This window comes from Marinomonas sp. 63XJN7_9_ISO-PGPR-S23-217, assembly GCF_056173515.1.
The window spans coordinates 2,433,028-2,447,279 of the sequence record NZ_CM149678.1; the positions used below are offsets into that span (position 1 = coordinate 2,433,028).

General features: G+C 45.0%; 14 protein-coding genes and 1 pseudogene. 5 read left to right on the plus strand and 10 right to left on the minus strand.

Features of this window, described 5'->3' with window-relative positions; translation table 11 throughout:
• Nucleotides 1-24: 24 nt before the first annotated feature.
• From AC0VYI_RS11345 to dusA, 4 genes are all read right to left on the minus strand, one after another.
• A complete protein-coding gene (locus tag AC0VYI_RS11345; protein WP_475449406.1) occupies nt 25-1,125 on the minus strand; it encodes a PQQ-dependent sugar dehydrogenase in 1,101 nt (366 codons plus the stop codon).
• Between the two features lie 129 nt (nt 1,126-1,254).
• Complete coding sequence (locus tag AC0VYI_RS11350; RefSeq protein WP_475449408.1) at nt 1,255-1,767, minus strand: sugar O-acetyltransferase; 513 nt, start codon at nt 1,765-1,767, stop codon at nt 1,255-1,257.
• 117 nt (nt 1,768-1,884) lie between these two features.
• A complete protein-coding gene (gene tal / locus AC0VYI_RS11355; RefSeq protein WP_199476826.1) occupies nt 1,885-2,835 on the minus strand; it encodes a transaldolase in 951 nt (316 codons plus the stop codon).
• 5 nt (nt 2,836-2,840) lie between these two features.
• The gene (gene dusA, locus AC0VYI_RS11360; RefSeq protein WP_475449410.1) at nt 2,841-3,878 is read right to left on the minus strand and encodes a tRNA dihydrouridine(20/20a) synthase DusA; all 1,038 of its coding nucleotides are present in this window, start codon (nt 3,876-3,878) and stop codon (nt 2,841-2,843) included.
• A gap of 269 nt (nt 3,879-4,147) precedes the next feature.
• Between dusA and AC0VYI_RS11365 the strand changes: the two genes are divergently transcribed.
• On the plus strand, nt 4,148-4,606 hold the full coding sequence (locus tag AC0VYI_RS11365; protein ID WP_475449412.1) for a GNAT family N-acetyltransferase: 459 nt from the start codon (nt 4,148-4,150) through the stop codon (nt 4,604-4,606).
• A 182-nt stretch (nt 4,607-4,788) separates the two neighbouring features.
• Here AC0VYI_RS11365 and AC0VYI_RS11370 read toward each other — a convergent pair whose 3' ends face one another.
• Nucleotides 4,789-5,832: an IS630 family transposase gene (locus AC0VYI_RS11370; protein WP_475444872.1), complete on the minus strand. Its 1,044-nt coding sequence runs from the start codon at nt 5,830-5,832 to the stop codon at nt 4,789-4,791.
• Nucleotides 5,833-5,995: 163 nt separating this feature from the next.
• Here AC0VYI_RS11370 and AC0VYI_RS11375 point away from each other — a divergent pair, with 163 nt between their 5' ends.
• Nucleotides 5,996-6,214 (plus strand): hypothetical protein, encoded by a 219-nt coding sequence (locus tag AC0VYI_RS11375; RefSeq protein ID WP_475449414.1) that lies wholly within the window; start codon nt 5,996-5,998, stop codon nt 6,212-6,214.
• A 117-nt stretch (nt 6,215-6,331) separates the two neighbouring features.
• Here the strand turns inward: AC0VYI_RS11375 and tnpC are convergent, their stop codons facing one another.
• From tnpC to tnpA, 4 genes and pseudogenes are all read right to left on the minus strand, one after another.
• Nucleotides 6,332-7,591, minus strand: a complete 1,260-nt coding sequence (gene tnpC / locus AC0VYI_RS11380) for an IS66 family transposase (protein ID WP_475449814.1) — start codon at nt 7,589-7,591, stop codon at nt 6,332-6,334.
• A 48-nt stretch (nt 7,592-7,639) separates the two neighbouring features.
• Nucleotides 7,640-7,939: pseudogene (locus AC0VYI_RS11385) on the minus strand (IS66 family transposase); the annotation flags it as partial.
• A 26-nt stretch (nt 7,940-7,965) separates the two neighbouring features.
• Nucleotides 7,966-8,310 (minus strand): IS66 family insertion sequence element accessory protein TnpB, encoded by a 345-nt coding sequence (tnpB, locus tag AC0VYI_RS11390; protein WP_067021190.1) that lies wholly within the window; start codon nt 8,308-8,310, stop codon nt 7,966-7,968.
• Nucleotides 8,310-8,594: an IS66 family insertion sequence element accessory protein TnpA gene (gene tnpA, locus AC0VYI_RS11395; protein WP_475443557.1), complete on the minus strand. Its 285-nt coding sequence runs from the start codon at nt 8,592-8,594 to the stop codon at nt 8,310-8,312. The genes tnpB and tnpA overlap by 1 nt, the downstream gene beginning before the upstream one ends.
• Nucleotides 8,595-9,573: 979 nt before the next feature.
• Between tnpA and AC0VYI_RS11400 the strand changes: the two genes are divergently transcribed.
• Complete coding sequence (locus AC0VYI_RS11400) at nt 9,574-10,437, plus strand: hypothetical protein (protein ID WP_475449416.1); 864 nt, start codon at nt 9,574-9,576, stop codon at nt 10,435-10,437.
• A 264-nt stretch (nt 10,438-10,701) separates the two neighbouring features.
• Here the strand turns inward: AC0VYI_RS11400 and AC0VYI_RS11405 are convergent, their stop codons facing one another.
• Nucleotides 10,702-12,045 (minus strand): IS1182 family transposase, encoded by a 1,344-nt coding sequence (locus AC0VYI_RS11405; protein WP_475443365.1) that lies wholly within the window; start codon nt 12,043-12,045, stop codon nt 10,702-10,704.
• 117 nt (nt 12,046-12,162) lie between these two features.
• On the opposite strand from AC0VYI_RS11405, the gene AC0VYI_RS11410 reads away from it, so the two are divergent.
• Entirely contained in the window at nt 12,163-12,447 is a 285-nt protein-coding gene (locus AC0VYI_RS11410) for a hypothetical protein (protein ID WP_475449418.1), read from the plus strand.
• Nucleotides 12,448-12,717: 270 nt separating this feature from the next.
• The gene (gene istA / locus AC0VYI_RS11415) at nt 12,718-14,250 is read left to right on the plus strand and encodes an IS21 family transposase (RefSeq protein WP_475443430.1); all 1,533 of its coding nucleotides are present in this window, start codon (nt 12,718-12,720) and stop codon (nt 14,248-14,250) included.
• Nucleotides 14,251-14,252 lie beyond the last annotated feature (2 nt).

Below are 14,252 nucleotides of genomic sequence, written 5' to 3' on the forward strand. Positions count from 1 at the left end.
ACGCTAAACGCTTATTAGTCTGAATCATTGTAGAGGCGTGACTTCTAATAACTTGCCTGAATCCGTTCCAATATAGAGGGCGCCATCTTTGCTTTCCGCCATGGAGCGTAAGCGTTCATGTAATGACTCAAGGTAGCGCGTTTCTTTTGTTTCATTATTGTCTTTCATCTCAATGCGGTTAAGGTGTTTCAGTACTAAGGCTGTTGATAAGAAACTGCCATCCCAGTCGGCGAATAAATTTCCCCGATAGCGAATAAGTGAGCTAGGGGCGACAGAGGGAATATAGACTTTGAGTGGTTTGACAATGCCGTCTTTTTCCTTGGCCTCACCTACGGGATTGTTATTGATGTACTCTTTGCCATGGGACACAATTGGCCAACCATAATTCGCTCCGCGACGAATTAAGTTGACTTCATCGCCCCCTCTAGGTCCATGTTCGTTTGACCACAGTTTATGATCTTTTGTATCGTAAAAAATACCCTGGGGATTACGATGCCCATAGCTCCAAATCTCATTTCTCACTCGGCTGTTGTTTATAAATGGATTGTCTGCTGGAACTTTGCCATCCAACGTTAAACGTAAAATGCTACCGGCATCGTTGGTTAGATCCTGTGCGTTCTTTCTTATACCGCGATCACCAATGGTGAAAAAGACATGTCCCGCATCATCAAAGGCAATCCGTCCACCAAAGTGTCGGTTGGTTTTAGTGGCCGCATCGGAGATAAAAATATCTTGCCAGTTTGTTAGCTTATTCCCAACTAATTTAGCACGAGCCAAAGTCGTTGTTGCGCCTTTTGGTGTGGGTTTGGCATAAGTGAAATAGAGTAACTTGCTTTGTTCAAAGTTAGGAGCTTTCGCCACATCGAATAAACCACCTTGGCCTCGGTTATCCACCTTTGGCAACCCACTGAGTGCCAGTTTGGCGCCATTTTTTAGGTCAACTCTGTAAGCTTCCCCTTTTTTGATGGTGACAATGGCTTTTTTATTGCTAAGCAGGGTGATTCCCCAAGGAATACCGTTAAACTGTGTGACCTGTTTTACTTTGAGTGGGCCACTGGTGGTGACCATTTGCGCATCTACTTGCAAGCTCAACAAAAGTGAAATGCATAACAGCCAAGTTTTCATAACAAGTTAGTCTCTCAAATATGTTCTTTGAGTATATATAAAAAATGGCATTATGCTGTTTGCACTGCTGGCGTTCCTCAATCATTGCCAATTACTTGCCTAGTAGTGAAATTTTTCATAGAGAAGACGTCACTCTATATAGCGTTCGTTTGGTAAAACATCACGTCTTACCACGGTATTTGCTGCGATAATGGCGTTATCGCCGATGCTTACCCCTGGAAGTATTTTTGCTCCCCCACCAATCCAGACGTTATTGCCAATGGTAATCGGTTTGGCAAAGCACTTTCCGTCGGCTCTTGCTTGAGGATCTCGTGGATGATCCACCGCATAAAGGTGGCAGCCTGGGCCAATCAGTACATCATTGCCGATATAAATGGCCGCGCTGTCTAAAAACACACAATTGAAATTAATATAGCAACGCTCACCGATGTGAATTTGCGTCCCATAATCACATTGAAAGCCAGGCTCAATGACGACACTGCCAAACTTAGCAAAGAGGCGGGTGATATGACGTAAATTGCCTTTGCTTGGGTGAGCGTTGTATTTGGCGCAAGCAAGGCGAGCGGCTTCTCGACGCAATCTAAGGTCTTTATCTAGGCCATTAAATGGTTCCCCGCTTTTCATCTTTTCAAATTCTGTCATAGCTGGTTAATTACTCCCTGAGTAGGGTCACTCATTATTATAGAGATTAATAAATGGGACACATAAAAAACGCGACCGAAGCCGCGTTTTAGATAGTGTTATCGTTAAGCCGATAGCTTACAGCATAGCTGCCAGCGTTTTTTCTAGCTTACGTTGGTCGGCCGCAAAGTTGCGGATACCTTCCGCAAGTTTTTCAGTTGCCATAGCGTCTTCGTTCATTGCCCAACGGAATGCCTGTTCAGTAATTGCTTCAGGCGCTGGTTTAATCTCTTTAGCTGGGATTAATTTACGCTCTAGCTTCCCTTCGTCTTTTTTCAGTTCTTCAAGTAGAGCAGGGCTAATGGTCAATCGGTCACAGCCCGCTAGCTGTTCGATCTCACCAATGTTGCGGAAGCTCGCGCCCATCACAACGGTGTTGTAGCCGTGGTCTTTGTAGTAGTTATAAATTTCAGTAACAGACACAACGCCTGGGTCCGTTTCAGCGGTGTATTCTTCGCCAGTAGACTTTTTGTACCAGTCAAGGATACGGCCCACGAATGGAGAGATCAGGAATACACCCGCTTCGGCACAAGCTTGCGCTTGGGCGAAAGAGAACAGTAGGGTCAGGTTACAGTTGATGCCGTCTTTTTCCAGTTGCTCAGCGGCTTTGATACCTTCCCAAGTCGACGCGGTTTTGATCAAAATACGGTCACGCGACACGCCGGCTTCTTCGTAGAGTTTGATCAAGCGATGGGCTTTTTCGATAGTGGCGTTGGTATCGTAAGATAAACGTGCATCGACTTCTGTCGAAATGCGGCCAGGTACGTATTTTAGAATTTCCGTACCGACGATAACCGCTAGCTTGTCGCTGGCATCGATCAATTGTTGCTCTTTGTCGTTACTTTGCTCTTTAGCCCATGCAACGGCTTGATCTAGAAAAGGTGCGTATTCAGGAATTTGAGACGCTTTTAGCATCAAAGAAGGGTTCGTAGTGGCATCTTCTGGCAAATACTCTTTGATTGCCGTGATATCACCCGTATCCGCTACAATGGTCGTGAACTCTTTTAATTGAGATAACTTATTGCTCATTGCTCTTATCCTTTACGTTGGTGTTGTTTGACCAAGTCAATGGCCTCTAATAATACGTCTATATTTGCGTCCGCTTTATGACCTTTCTCAGAAAGGTAGCGTCGAAATTGTTTACCGCCGGGCTCGCCTTGGAAAAGGCCTAAAATATGGCGAGTGAGATGCATCAAACGCTCGCCTTTGGCGAGTTGCTGTTTCGCATAAGGCACAAAGGCCATCAATGCATCAAAGCGGTTATCGAAACGGTCATTTTGGCCGAATAGGCGGCTGTCTACTTGGCTCAGTAACCAAGGGTTTTGATACGCCTCGCGACCCACCATGACACCATCGACAAATTGTAAGTGCTGTTCGCATTCCTCTAGTGTTTTAATGCCACCGTTTATAATGATTTCAAGGTCTGGGAAATCTTTCTTCAACTGGTACACATAATCGTACTTTAAAGGAGGAATCTCGCGATTCTCTTTTGGGCTTAAGCCCGCCAAAATGGCATTACGAGCGTGGACAATAAAGGTCTTAACGCCCGTTGTCGCCACATCACCCACAAAATCTCGCACCACGCTGTATTCTTCTTGATCATCGAGCCCGATACGATGCTTCACCGTGATCGGTAGGCTAGACGCATCCTGCATAGCACGCATGACGTCTTTTACCTTGTCTGGATAAGCCATTAAACAAGCGCCAATTAAACTGTTTTGCACTCGATCACTCGGACAACCGACGTTTAAATTGACTTCATCGTAGCCGTAGTCTTCCGCTAACTTCGCGCATTTGCCCAGCGCTACCGCATCAGCACCGCCGAGTTGTAAGGCGATAGGATGCTCACATTCATCATAATGTAAGAATCTTTCAGGATTATTGCCCTGCAATAACGCCCCTGTGGTAACCATCTCAGTATAAAGTAGCGTATTTTTACTAAGCGTCCTAGCGAACACTCGATAATCGCTTGTGGTCCAGTCCATCATGGGTGCAACACTAAAGCGTCTATCCACTGTATCCTTTGATTTTACTGGGTTTGACTCTGATTTTGTTGCTTTTTCTTGTGGCATTAATATGGTCATTTTAGGTTAAAAATTGGCGTTTTAGGTGCTATAAAGCTACAGAATTGCTAAAAAATTTTTTTGTAGCAAGCGTTGTTTTATCGCCAAACAATATATTTTAAAAGTGATATCTCAATTATGTCATAAAATTACAGGCTCGTGGTATGTCTAGTGATAGAAAACGACAAAAGAAAGATGAAACTTTAGTGTTTAAAGGTGTTTGGAGTGAAATAAAGGTAGTATCTATCTAGTTTTACTAAGGGTGGAGGTTTGCAAGAGTGTACTTAAGAGAAGCAAAGGCAAATGAGCTAGACATTATTTACGCTATGGGCTTTGACGTGTGGCATGATGGCCTGTCCTTTGAAGACTATCTAACAGACTGTCGCAATAGCGACAAGTATCAAGCAGGCACTTGGTATGTACTAATTGAAAACGATCAAATCGTCTCGTCTCTCATTGTTTATAGCAGTAGGTTTGGACTCAAAGAGGCTTGTTTTGGTGTGGGATCAGTCGCGACACCACAAGATCTAAGAGGACTAGGGTACGCGTCTCACTTGGTATCTTTAGTAAAAATGGAATTGTTCGCGACCCACCACTGTAAAACCATATATTTACATAGCGACATTGGCCATCAGTTTTATAGTAAGCTTGGCTTTGTGAGCATTGAGGGCTCTAACTGCATGGTTATTTCAAATGGCTCAGTGGATCTTGATGGGTCAATACCCGCATATTTTTAGCCTTGGGCTATGGAATCAGGTGATAAATGCTCTAGGCTCAAGAACATTGACCACATCAAGGAATACGCCAACCGCACCCTAGACGACTAACTTCAAGTCACAAAAAAAAGTCCGCGAAAGTGGGCTTTGATCCTTTTTTACATTTTTGTTCTGGTTATTAACCCGGCGGAGTTTTATGTCTTCTATGCTGCATAACGGATTGAATTGTGTTTAAAGTACTTTTTGATTCGATTCGGATTCTTCTGCAACCCTCTCATATGAGAGACCACTCTATCCTTTAAAACCTTTTCATTCTTTGGCGCATCACCTGTATGCACACCTGCCTTTAAATCACAGTTTAGATACTCATCTGGATTGAGTTCAGGTGAGTAGGCAGGTAAATAAAAGACTTCTATTTGCTCTTTGGTTTTTGGCTTGGCTAACCACTCTTTTACTAATTTTGCATGATGTACTCGAAGGTTATCGAGTATCAGAAATACCTTTTTCTTAGAGGTTGAGATCAATCGCTTCATAAAGCGAATGAGTACTTTGGCTGTCATGTTGTCAGCGTAGGTCATAAAGCGTACTGTTCCTTGGTTTGTGATAGTAGAAATCATATTGATTCGGCAATACTTTGCTGGAATCACTTGGACTGGTGTCTTGCCTTTAGGAGCAAAACTTCGGCCATGCTGACTATCATTACGAAGGCCCGTTTCATCACCCCAATGTATCTCTGCCCCTTCATTCTTGGCCCTTTCCTTGATCGAGGGGTACTCTTCCCCAAGCCATTTGGACACTTTTCGAGGGTTTTGCTCATAGGCTTTTTTCAGTGGCTTTTGCGGGGTAAATCCCCAGCGCTTTAGATAGTCTCCAATGGTTCTAATGGGCATATCTTTCCCCCACAATTGCTTGATGAGCTGTTGGATCGCACGACGTGTCCACAAGGCAAAATTCAGCCTGCATTGATCAGGCATTTTATCGGTGATTTCTTGCTGAATTCGAGTTTCTTGTGCTTTGGTTAGACTGCCAAATGAGCCTTTTTCTCGACCACGCTTTTTATACTCAAAGCTTGCCTTTCCACGTTTTAAGTAGTCTCTATACCAACGGCCAACTGTGTCTACATGGACACCTGTCACCTCAGATATGTCTTTAAAAGAGAAGTCTTTTTCGCGCAGTCTGACAACTTGCTTTCGTAGCCTAGCGAGTTCTGGAGTGGTAAGTTTTCTTGTGTCTATTTTTTCGTTCATTCAGTGATTATACCAGATAATTTTTACCGCCGGGTTAATAGGATAGTGAAAACATTTTACTATTTCTGTTGATGGCGTCCGTCAGCATGCCATCAACATGGGAGGTAAGACAGTAATAGATATTAGCAAATTTGGTTTTTAGCAATATCATAAGGGAGGATATATGATATTTGATATGTCACGAGAAGATAATTTTGCCTCGTTTTTTGACGCGGAGAAAGAGAAACATATTTTTGTTGAGAGTTTTGATAATGAAACGTTTGAGGTTCTCGTTGGCACAGCTGAAGATTCTGCATCAGTTGGTAGTTTTGTCGCTTCCAGTGACGAAGAACTCAATTCAAAGATAATGGAGTTGTATAATAAGCACATTGGAGGTGCATAATGATTACCCCAGCAGAAATATTAGCACTTGAAAACTCAGTTAATGAAATCCTTCGTCATCACAATATGTCTTTTAAAAGTAAGCGTTCATTCTAGGGAGTCATTGACAGCCACTGACTCAGAGCAATGGCGATTTCAACGGCTTGTCTGCGAACAGGTGCTTCCAGCGCCTTGGAGTTAAGTCGGCCACGTCTTTTGTGACTCGTTGCAAGACATCCGTTAGGTAGACGTTCGGGTCGATGTCGTGCAGCTTGCAGGTGCTGATCAAGCTTTGGATGATGCCGACATGTTCGGCGCCCAGTTCTGTCCAACAGAAGAGCCAATTCTTCTTACCCATTGGGATGGGTCTTATCTCTCGCTCTAGGTGGTTGGTGTCCATGGCAACGTTTGGATTTTCCAAAAAGACCATCAGTTGGCGTTTGCGCTTTAAGGTGTAGTTCAACGCTTTCATCCAGGTATCGTCTGGTAATAGGTCAGCCCGTTGGGTTTGTTCTTCGCAGAAGGCAAAAAATTGATCCACTAAGGGCTTACTGTGTTGCACTCGGTAATCTTGTTTTTTCTCATCTGACCAACCTTTCTGTTTGATATGGCTTTCGTACTGGTACAAGGCGGCAATCAGGTTCAGCGCGTGGGTGACGGCCTCGGTTTCTTCCATTTCGGCTTTCAGTAGCTGACGACGCATGTGCACCCAACACTGAGCATGAGTGACCTCCGGTGAGGTGGCTTCGTAACGACTGTAAGCGGCATAACCATCGGTCAGTAAGGTACCCTGCCAAACATGATCCAGTAAGTCTTGGATGTGTTTCATGCCACGGCTTTGGGAGAAGGTAAACACCACTTCGTCCTGCTCGCCATAGATGGGCCAAAAATACGCTTGCTTCATTTTGCCGGGTTGGTTGCCTACCCCAGGCTGGCGGGTGGCTTTTATCGGTGTCTCATCCATGGCCAGTACCTTGCTGTCCAGCACACTAATCAGTTGCTCTACCACAATGGGTCGTAACAGTTCGATCCCGCGTTTGGTGAGGTTTGTGAGCGTTGCACGACTGAGGGTGATGCCGGAAGCGCTAAGCTGTTGGTGTTGACGATAAAGGGGTAAGTGATACAAGAACTTATTAACCAGTAAGCCAACGATAAAACTCACATCCGCGAGGGAACTGTCAAAAATCAGATCCGGCTGTGGCGCGGTAATGAGCTGTTTACTGGTTTTGTGCTTCACCACCTGACGTTTGGTGATGACGACTTCATAGGCACTGGTTTTTTGTACGATGCGGCTGACGTCTTTGAAGCCGACTTCTTCGTATTCGTGCGCATTGGGGCCTTGTAATTCGTCCGCTAAGATAACCTTTTCACGAACCGGTATAGACTCATCAAAACGCAATCCGGTGATGTTAATTTCATTGCCTTTACGAAACTTGGGCGCTTTGCCACGAACATTGGCAGACTCAGGTTTGTCCTTCTCAACGATAGACTCTTCTTCTACGCGGGTTGGTTCGGCTGACATCGGACCCACGATATCAGCGAGGGCTTGTTGATCTGGTGTGAGTAAGGTACGACGTTCGCTTTTCGGCCCAAATAACTCACGCTTTAGCATGTGCACTTCCGCTTCGTATTGGCGGATTCTTGAAGACATAGCTTCGTTTTCAGCACGCAGTTTTTCGACCTCATTCGTGTGAAGCAAGTCGATGTTTTTGAAGGGTAAAATAGGTCGGTAAGTGGCGTCATTCATGGGGTTGGATTATACCATCCAACTTGTCATGATGCTCGCTTGTAGCGTTTAAATTGACGATATTTTTCGACTTTTATGCCCGCTAAGAGGTGCTGCAATTCAATCACACTTAGGGCGTGTTTAGCGTTTTCTGATGACGCATAATTGAACTGCCCCTGCGACAGTCGTTTACACCAAATGCAATAACCAGAGGTGTCAAAATAGAGGATTTTCATCTGGGTTTTGCGCCGGTTAATGAAGACAAAATACCCGATGAGTGGGTTTTCTTTGAGGTGTTGTTTGATCAGCCCTAATAAGCCACGATAGGATTTACGCATATCTGTGGGTTGGGTATGCAACCAAATTTTAGCATTGGGATCGGGCAGGAACATCAGTCACGACTCAATCGAAGCTCAACACCATCACCTAAACACAAGGTAATGTTCCAACGTCCAGTACCTGAGAGAGTGGGCACCTGACTGAGATCGATAAAGTCTGAGTGACTAGAATCTGGCGAGGCTTTAGTTCCCGAAAAATGCTGACGCCATTTACTAAAACTGGCGTAACTCACCTGATGCTGTTCGCAGTATTGAGGGGCGGATAAGCCAGACTCGGCTTGATCGTCAATGATTTGTTGCCATTCAGAAGAAGAACGACGGGTATAGGGTTTGGTCATGGGTTGGACTCCGTTATCGGTGATGAGATGAAAACGGAGTCCAGTTTAGAGTGCAAAAAGATGGGATGAAATAACGGCGTAGAATGAACGCTTACTTTTAAAATGTCTAAACATGTTGTGAAAGATAGAGTAAATGACCCTCGAAATACTCCTCTAATCATGATTGCTGAACTGAATAGTATATTCAATCGTTTGACAGCGTTACATAAAGATGCAATTTTGAATTTAAAACACAATGATACTTTTAATATTAGGTGTACCGTTTCTCATATAAATATGCCTTGTGCGGTAAATGTAATTAGTAATCATTATGGTGAGCATCGTGAGAATATTGTTATTACTATAATGAGAAAGTCGGATTGGAAATCAAAAGACTCAGTCGAGTTTCTTGTTTAGCTATAGATGTTTGGTGTTAAAGGATTAGACAAACTGCTCTTAATCCTTATTCATGCTAAATTTTTCGACCTCAACCGATACAACCGCGCTGAAAGTCGAGAGGGATTCCCTTCAAGGAAAGTAATTGATCAACAACATCGTCACCTCCATGAAACTGGAAAGCAACCCCGTCGTCCTCCCCGCCAGCGACCAAAACGACATGGTACAAGCCATCCGCACTTTCCTAGAAAAATAAGCAACCCCAAACCTCGCAGCTAGCCTTTTAATTCAGCTTTCTAGCTTAAGACAAGCCAGGCTGGGTAAACGACAACGTCGACCACATCAAGGAATACGCCAACCGCACCTTTCTAGACGTATGAATGACACTTCAAATCAGGAAAAGCAAAGCCTGCTTAGGTAGGCTCCTTAATTCGTGTAACAAGGTGTAATAGCTATGTTTAAATTTAAAGACTAATTTGGTTGTCGAAGGCTGAAGTTAGTTTTATTTAAGAGTTGGCACTTTAACAGTATAAGAAAGCGTTAAAAGACCATTGTTAATAAAATTATAGCCTTAATTGTAGTTGTCAAATAAGGAGATAATGATATGGGTATAAATATAAGCATTGTTGCAGGTCAAGATGAATCTGCATCAAGCGTAAACGCAACCGGAACCGTACAGCACGTAATTACAGATGAGGAGACGACGACTTTTCATCTTGGTGATCAACAACTAAAAGACGCAGTCAAAGCATACTTTGGCAAGAGCCCGAACGACGCATTTCTTCACAGTCCGACGCCGTGGGGTGATCTCTACAAAAAATACAGTTGGCAGCAGGTTCAAATGGTACTGGTTGTTCAGAGTGCAGAGATTCTAGGCATCACGTCTGAGCCAGTAATTGTCAAGACTCAAGAGTTCGTGAATGATAGCAGCAAAAAGGGTACCTTCAATGTTGCTATCTCCGAATCGGTAAACAACACGACGTCATCCAACTGGAGTACTGGAGGAACGCTCTCAATAGGTCAAAAGCTCACGTATGGAGTGAGTTTTCTTGGTACTGGTGTGTCGGGAGAGACTTCTCTATCCTACAGTCAATCGTGGGGGATTGGAGGTCAAGAGTCTAAATCAATTACAGTAGGTTCGACTGCTGGCGTGAGCGTAGAACTTGACCCTGGAGAGTCCATTTTAGCAGAACTCTCTGCTAGCCGAGGAGTGATGAAGGTACGCGTCCGATATAACGCTTACCTAATTGGAAGTACCGCTATAAACTACAACCCTACATATAAAGGTCACCATTTTTGGAGTTTAGGCATTGGTGGTGTCATGTCGAAAGGCGGTGTCTCGAACTCTGTGCAATCTACCGAGGATATAGAGATCGGCTATTACTCCAATTCTAAGATTGAATTGAAGGACAAAAAAACGAAGGCTTTGAAGGCAACTTATATGTTGTCCGACGTACCAGGCCACTAGAAACCTCCCTAAGTTTGTGAGCTTTGGGTCAGATAAAACAACTCTTAACCCCCCAAACTAAACACCCCAAGCCCATCCTTGCGATGGGCTTTCAGGTTACTGATAAACCCCAGTTTTTTGCTGGGGTTTTATTTTTCTGAGTCTTTTGCTCACATTCCTTCCTAAGTGACTCAAGATATCTCATTAGTTACTTAGAGCTCTTTGAGGCCTTTTATTAAGGCTCTGACTATCGATTTCGTCATTTTTTTGAACAAATAAAAGCCTCTAGCTAAGCATTAAGGCTATCTTTTTCATATTTTGGGCGGCTGCCGTTAATAGACATTGAGAAGCTACTTTATCTGTTCCTCGAAATCGTGCATATCGATAGCCATGCAGCTCTTTTGCGTCGGCAAAACTTCGTTCCACGGTTTCCTTTCGTCTGGCATAAATGACTTTGCCTAATGGGGTTAGCCGATGGGCATTGATGCGTTCTTTGCTATCTTCCCAAACATGACGCGTAATGGTTTTGACCGATTTTTTGTTTGTGGTGCAGCGGTGCTTTTCTGGGCAGTTCGCGCAGATCAGGCTATCTGAGTCGTAGTGACGGTAACCTTCTCGAGAAGTGGTTTTGTAAATGAGTTTTTCACCTTGCGGACAGAAGTAGACATCTTGTTCCCTGTCGTACTTGTATTCGCGTTTATAGAAGAAGCCTTTCTTGTGATTAGGACGACGATAGCCCATCACGGCATAGATATGTCGTTCTTCTAACCCATGACAAACTGCCGAGGTAAAGTACCCCGCATCGACTCCGACCGATGTGATGAAAAGCTTAAAGCGTTCTTTGATTCGGTCCAATCGCTCTAAATAAGGGACAGCATCGTGGACATTGCCTGCGGTGACGTGTACGTCAGTAATAATGTTGCAACGTGCATCAACCGTTCGGTGATCTAAGTAGAAGAACCCTTTGGGCTTAGTATCTCGTACCATATAGCCACTCTCTGGATCCGTCGTACTCTGCTTGATTTCACGACTCTCCACCTTGTTTTTTTCAGGTGGTAAAGGCTTTTTTCCATGAACGAGTCGATCCTCCTCAACGGCCTTATCGAGCTCATCCATATACGCCTGTCGGGACTGTTCAACCACTACTTTTTCAAAATGCTTTTTGTTCGCATTGGCTTTAAGGTGTGTGGAGTCCGTATAAAAGGTGTTTCCGCCAACTAACTTGTGTTTTATAGCCTGGAGTACGATCTCATCAAAGATCTTTTGATAGATATCGGATTCCTTAAAACGACGTGTGCGGTTTGCACTCAAAGTGGAAGCATCGGGAATTTTGTCAGTCAGGCCTAAACCTAAGAACCAACGATAAGCGACATTAACTTGAACCTCTCTAATCAACTGACGTTCACTACGAATACCAAAAAGGTAGCCAATAAATAGCAACTTAAACATGAGAGTAGGATCGAGAGCGGGACGACCGTTATCCGCGCAATAAAAATCCTTCACAAGATCATGTAGAAAGGAAAAATCAATAATTCGATCAATCTTGCGAAGCAAGTGATCACTGGGGACGAGCTCGTCGATGGAAACAAACTCTAAAGTAGACTGGGTTTGAGGGCGTTCTTTAAGCATGCCGTTATTATAAAAAATCCCCGCCGAATGGCGAGGACTTTATCAGCAGTCTGCAAGCCCATCCTTGCGATGGGCTTTTTTGTTTCTGTCCTTTCATTTTTATCTAAAGGAGTAATCATGTGTCAGATGATGTCGCTCGGTGGTTTTTTGTTTTCGCTGAGTGAAGGCACGCCATACGAGGGTTTGCAGCGCACTAGCGATGGCGGTTGGGTCGCGGTGGCGTGTTACGGCCAAAAGCCCATGAGCCAAAACTCAGGCCTACTCGTCGTAGAAGGCATCCTCACCTTAAACGACACCTTCCCACCCGAAATGAAAGGCAACTGGTCCATCGACAAAGTCACCGCACGCGGCGACAGCAAAGCTGGGTATCGGTGTACGGTTGTCGCGAGTGAAGTGGTTTGAGTGGTTGGAGATAAATCATTTGCTTAGCAGGGTGCCATGCTGCATATACCGGAGCAATCCGGACACCCATTCCGATATAACTCGGACACCCATTCCGTTTTTATCCGGACACCTATTACGCTCTAAACCGGACACTTTTTGGCTTTCCCCGGAATCCCTGTCCGGATTAGCGTAAACCCTGTCCGGATTCACCGGAATCCCTTCGTTTTCTCTTTTAAATCAATCGCTCACTACACTTGGTTACACCTAATACGTTGCCAGGAAGTGATCATGACCAGAAAGAGAACCTCAATGACCAATATTAAAGAGATTTTGCGTCTCAAACATGAGTGCCATTTATCCACGCGGCAGATTGCTTCTTGTTTGAATGTCGGCCGCTCTACCGTGTCCGATGTCCTGACTCGTTTCAAACAAAGTGACTATTATTGGCCCCTTGCCAGTGACGTTTCCGATACCGATCTGTCTAAAGCGCTGTATCAAGAAAAACCGGCTAATCGCCTGAAAGTGATGCCGGACTTTGCGTACTTTTTTATCGAACTCAAGCGCAAAGGGGCGACGAAGCAATTGTTGTGGGAAGAATATGTTGCCGAGCACCAAGAGCGCACTTATGGCTACAGCCAGTTCTGCGAGTACTTCCGTCGTTGGCTCGCCACACAAAAACGCAGTATGCGTCAACTCCATACCGCAGGTGACAAGTTATTCATTGATTATTGCGGACCGACTATCCCGATCGTCAATCCGGAAACGGGCGACGTTCGCCACTCACAAGTGTTTGTCGCCACACTGGGAGCGTCTAACTACACCTACGTTGAAGCCAGCGAAAGTCAAAAGCTGGAGCATTGGCTACAGTGTCACGCCAATGCGTTTGAACACTTCGGTGGCGTTCCCGCTTTATTGGTGCCAGACAACTTAAAAGCTGCCGTGACAAAAACAGATCGTTATGAGCCGAAACTCAACGACAGTTATCGTCAGTTAGCGCATCACTATCAAACCGCCATTATGCCGGCTCGTCCCTATAAACCCAAAGACAAAGCCAAGGCCGAAAATGCGGTTCTGATTGTCGAACGCTGGATCATGATGCGCCTTCGTCATCGCACCTTCCATACCCTAAGAGAGCTGAATAATGCGGTTCGAGAGCTGATGAACGCTCTGAACCAACGGCCGATGCAAAAGATTGGCGTGAGTCGCCAAGCCCTTTTTGACACCCTCGATAAACCCGCGTTGAAACCGTTACCGATGCAGAAGTATGTCTACACAGAACATAAACGCGCCAAAGTGGGACCGGATTACCACATTGAGTACGCAAAGCATTATTACTCGGTACCGCATCAGCTTGTGGGTCAATATGTGACGCTGGAAGCGACGTCGCAGATCATACAAATCTTCCATCAAGGTCAGCCCGTCTCGTCTCACCCAATCAGCCGAAAAGACTATGGTCTGAGCACCCACATGGAACATATGCCGAGCCATCATCAACATCAAAAATGGTCACCAGAACGCTTAATCGGATGGAGCAAGCAGATTGGTGTCGCCACCGAAAACGTCATCAAACAACAGATCCTGTCCAAAGCCCATCCAGCCCAAGCCACTCGTCGCTGTCTTGGCATACTGAGTCTCGCGCGCAAACATGGGGATGTCCGCCTAGAGCAAGCCTGTCAGGATGCCTTACTGGTCAACAAACCTTCTCTGCGCTTTATCCGAAATCTGCTCGATCATCATCGGGAAGGCACACTGTCTCTTCCTTCTGACTCGACACCCGACACCCCGCACAGCAATGTTCGCGGGCCACACTGCTACCACTAGGA

Excerpts from the sequence above, each read along its gene's own strand:
- AC0VYI_RS11345 (WP_475449406.1), bottom strand. The coding sequence starts at position 1,125 with ATGAAAACTTGGCTGTTATGCATTTCACTTTTGTTGAGCTTGCAAGTA.
- AC0VYI_RS11350 (WP_475449408.1), bottom strand. The coding sequence starts at position 1,767 with ATGACAGAATTTGAAAAGATGAAAAGCGGGGAACCATTTAATGGCCTA.
- tal (WP_199476826.1), bottom strand. The coding sequence starts at position 2,835 with ATGAGCAATAAGTTATCTCAATTAAAAGAGTTCACGACCATTGTAGCG.
- dusA (WP_475449410.1), bottom strand. The coding sequence starts at position 3,878 with ATGCCACAAGAAAAAGCAACAAAATCAGAGTCAAACCCAGTAAAATCA.
- AC0VYI_RS11370 (WP_475444872.1), bottom strand. The coding sequence starts at position 5,832 with ATGAACGAAAAAATAGACACAAGAAAACTTACCACTCCAGAACTCGCT.
- AC0VYI_RS11375 (WP_475449414.1), top strand. The coding sequence starts at position 5,996 with ATGATATTTGATATGTCACGAGAAGATAATTTTGCCTCGTTTTTTGAC.
- tnpB (WP_067021190.1), bottom strand. The coding sequence starts at position 8,310 with ATGTTCCTGCCCGATCCCAATGCTAAAATTTGGTTGCATACCCAACCC.
- tnpA (WP_475443557.1), bottom strand. The coding sequence starts at position 8,594 with ATGACCAAACCCTATACCCGTCGTTCTTCTTCTGAATGGCAACAAATC.
- AC0VYI_RS11400 (WP_475449416.1), top strand. The coding sequence starts at position 9,574 with ATGGGTATAAATATAAGCATTGTTGCAGGTCAAGATGAATCTGCATCA.
- AC0VYI_RS11405 (WP_475443365.1), bottom strand. The coding sequence starts at position 12,045 with ATGCTTAAAGAACGCCCTCAAACCCAGTCTACTTTAGAGTTTGTTTCC.
- AC0VYI_RS11410 (WP_475449418.1), top strand. The coding sequence starts at position 12,163 with ATGTGTCAGATGATGTCGCTCGGTGGTTTTTTGTTTTCGCTGAGTGAA.
- istA (WP_475443430.1), top strand. The coding sequence starts at position 12,718 with ATGACCAGAAAGAGAACCTCAATGACCAATATTAAAGAGATTTTGCGT.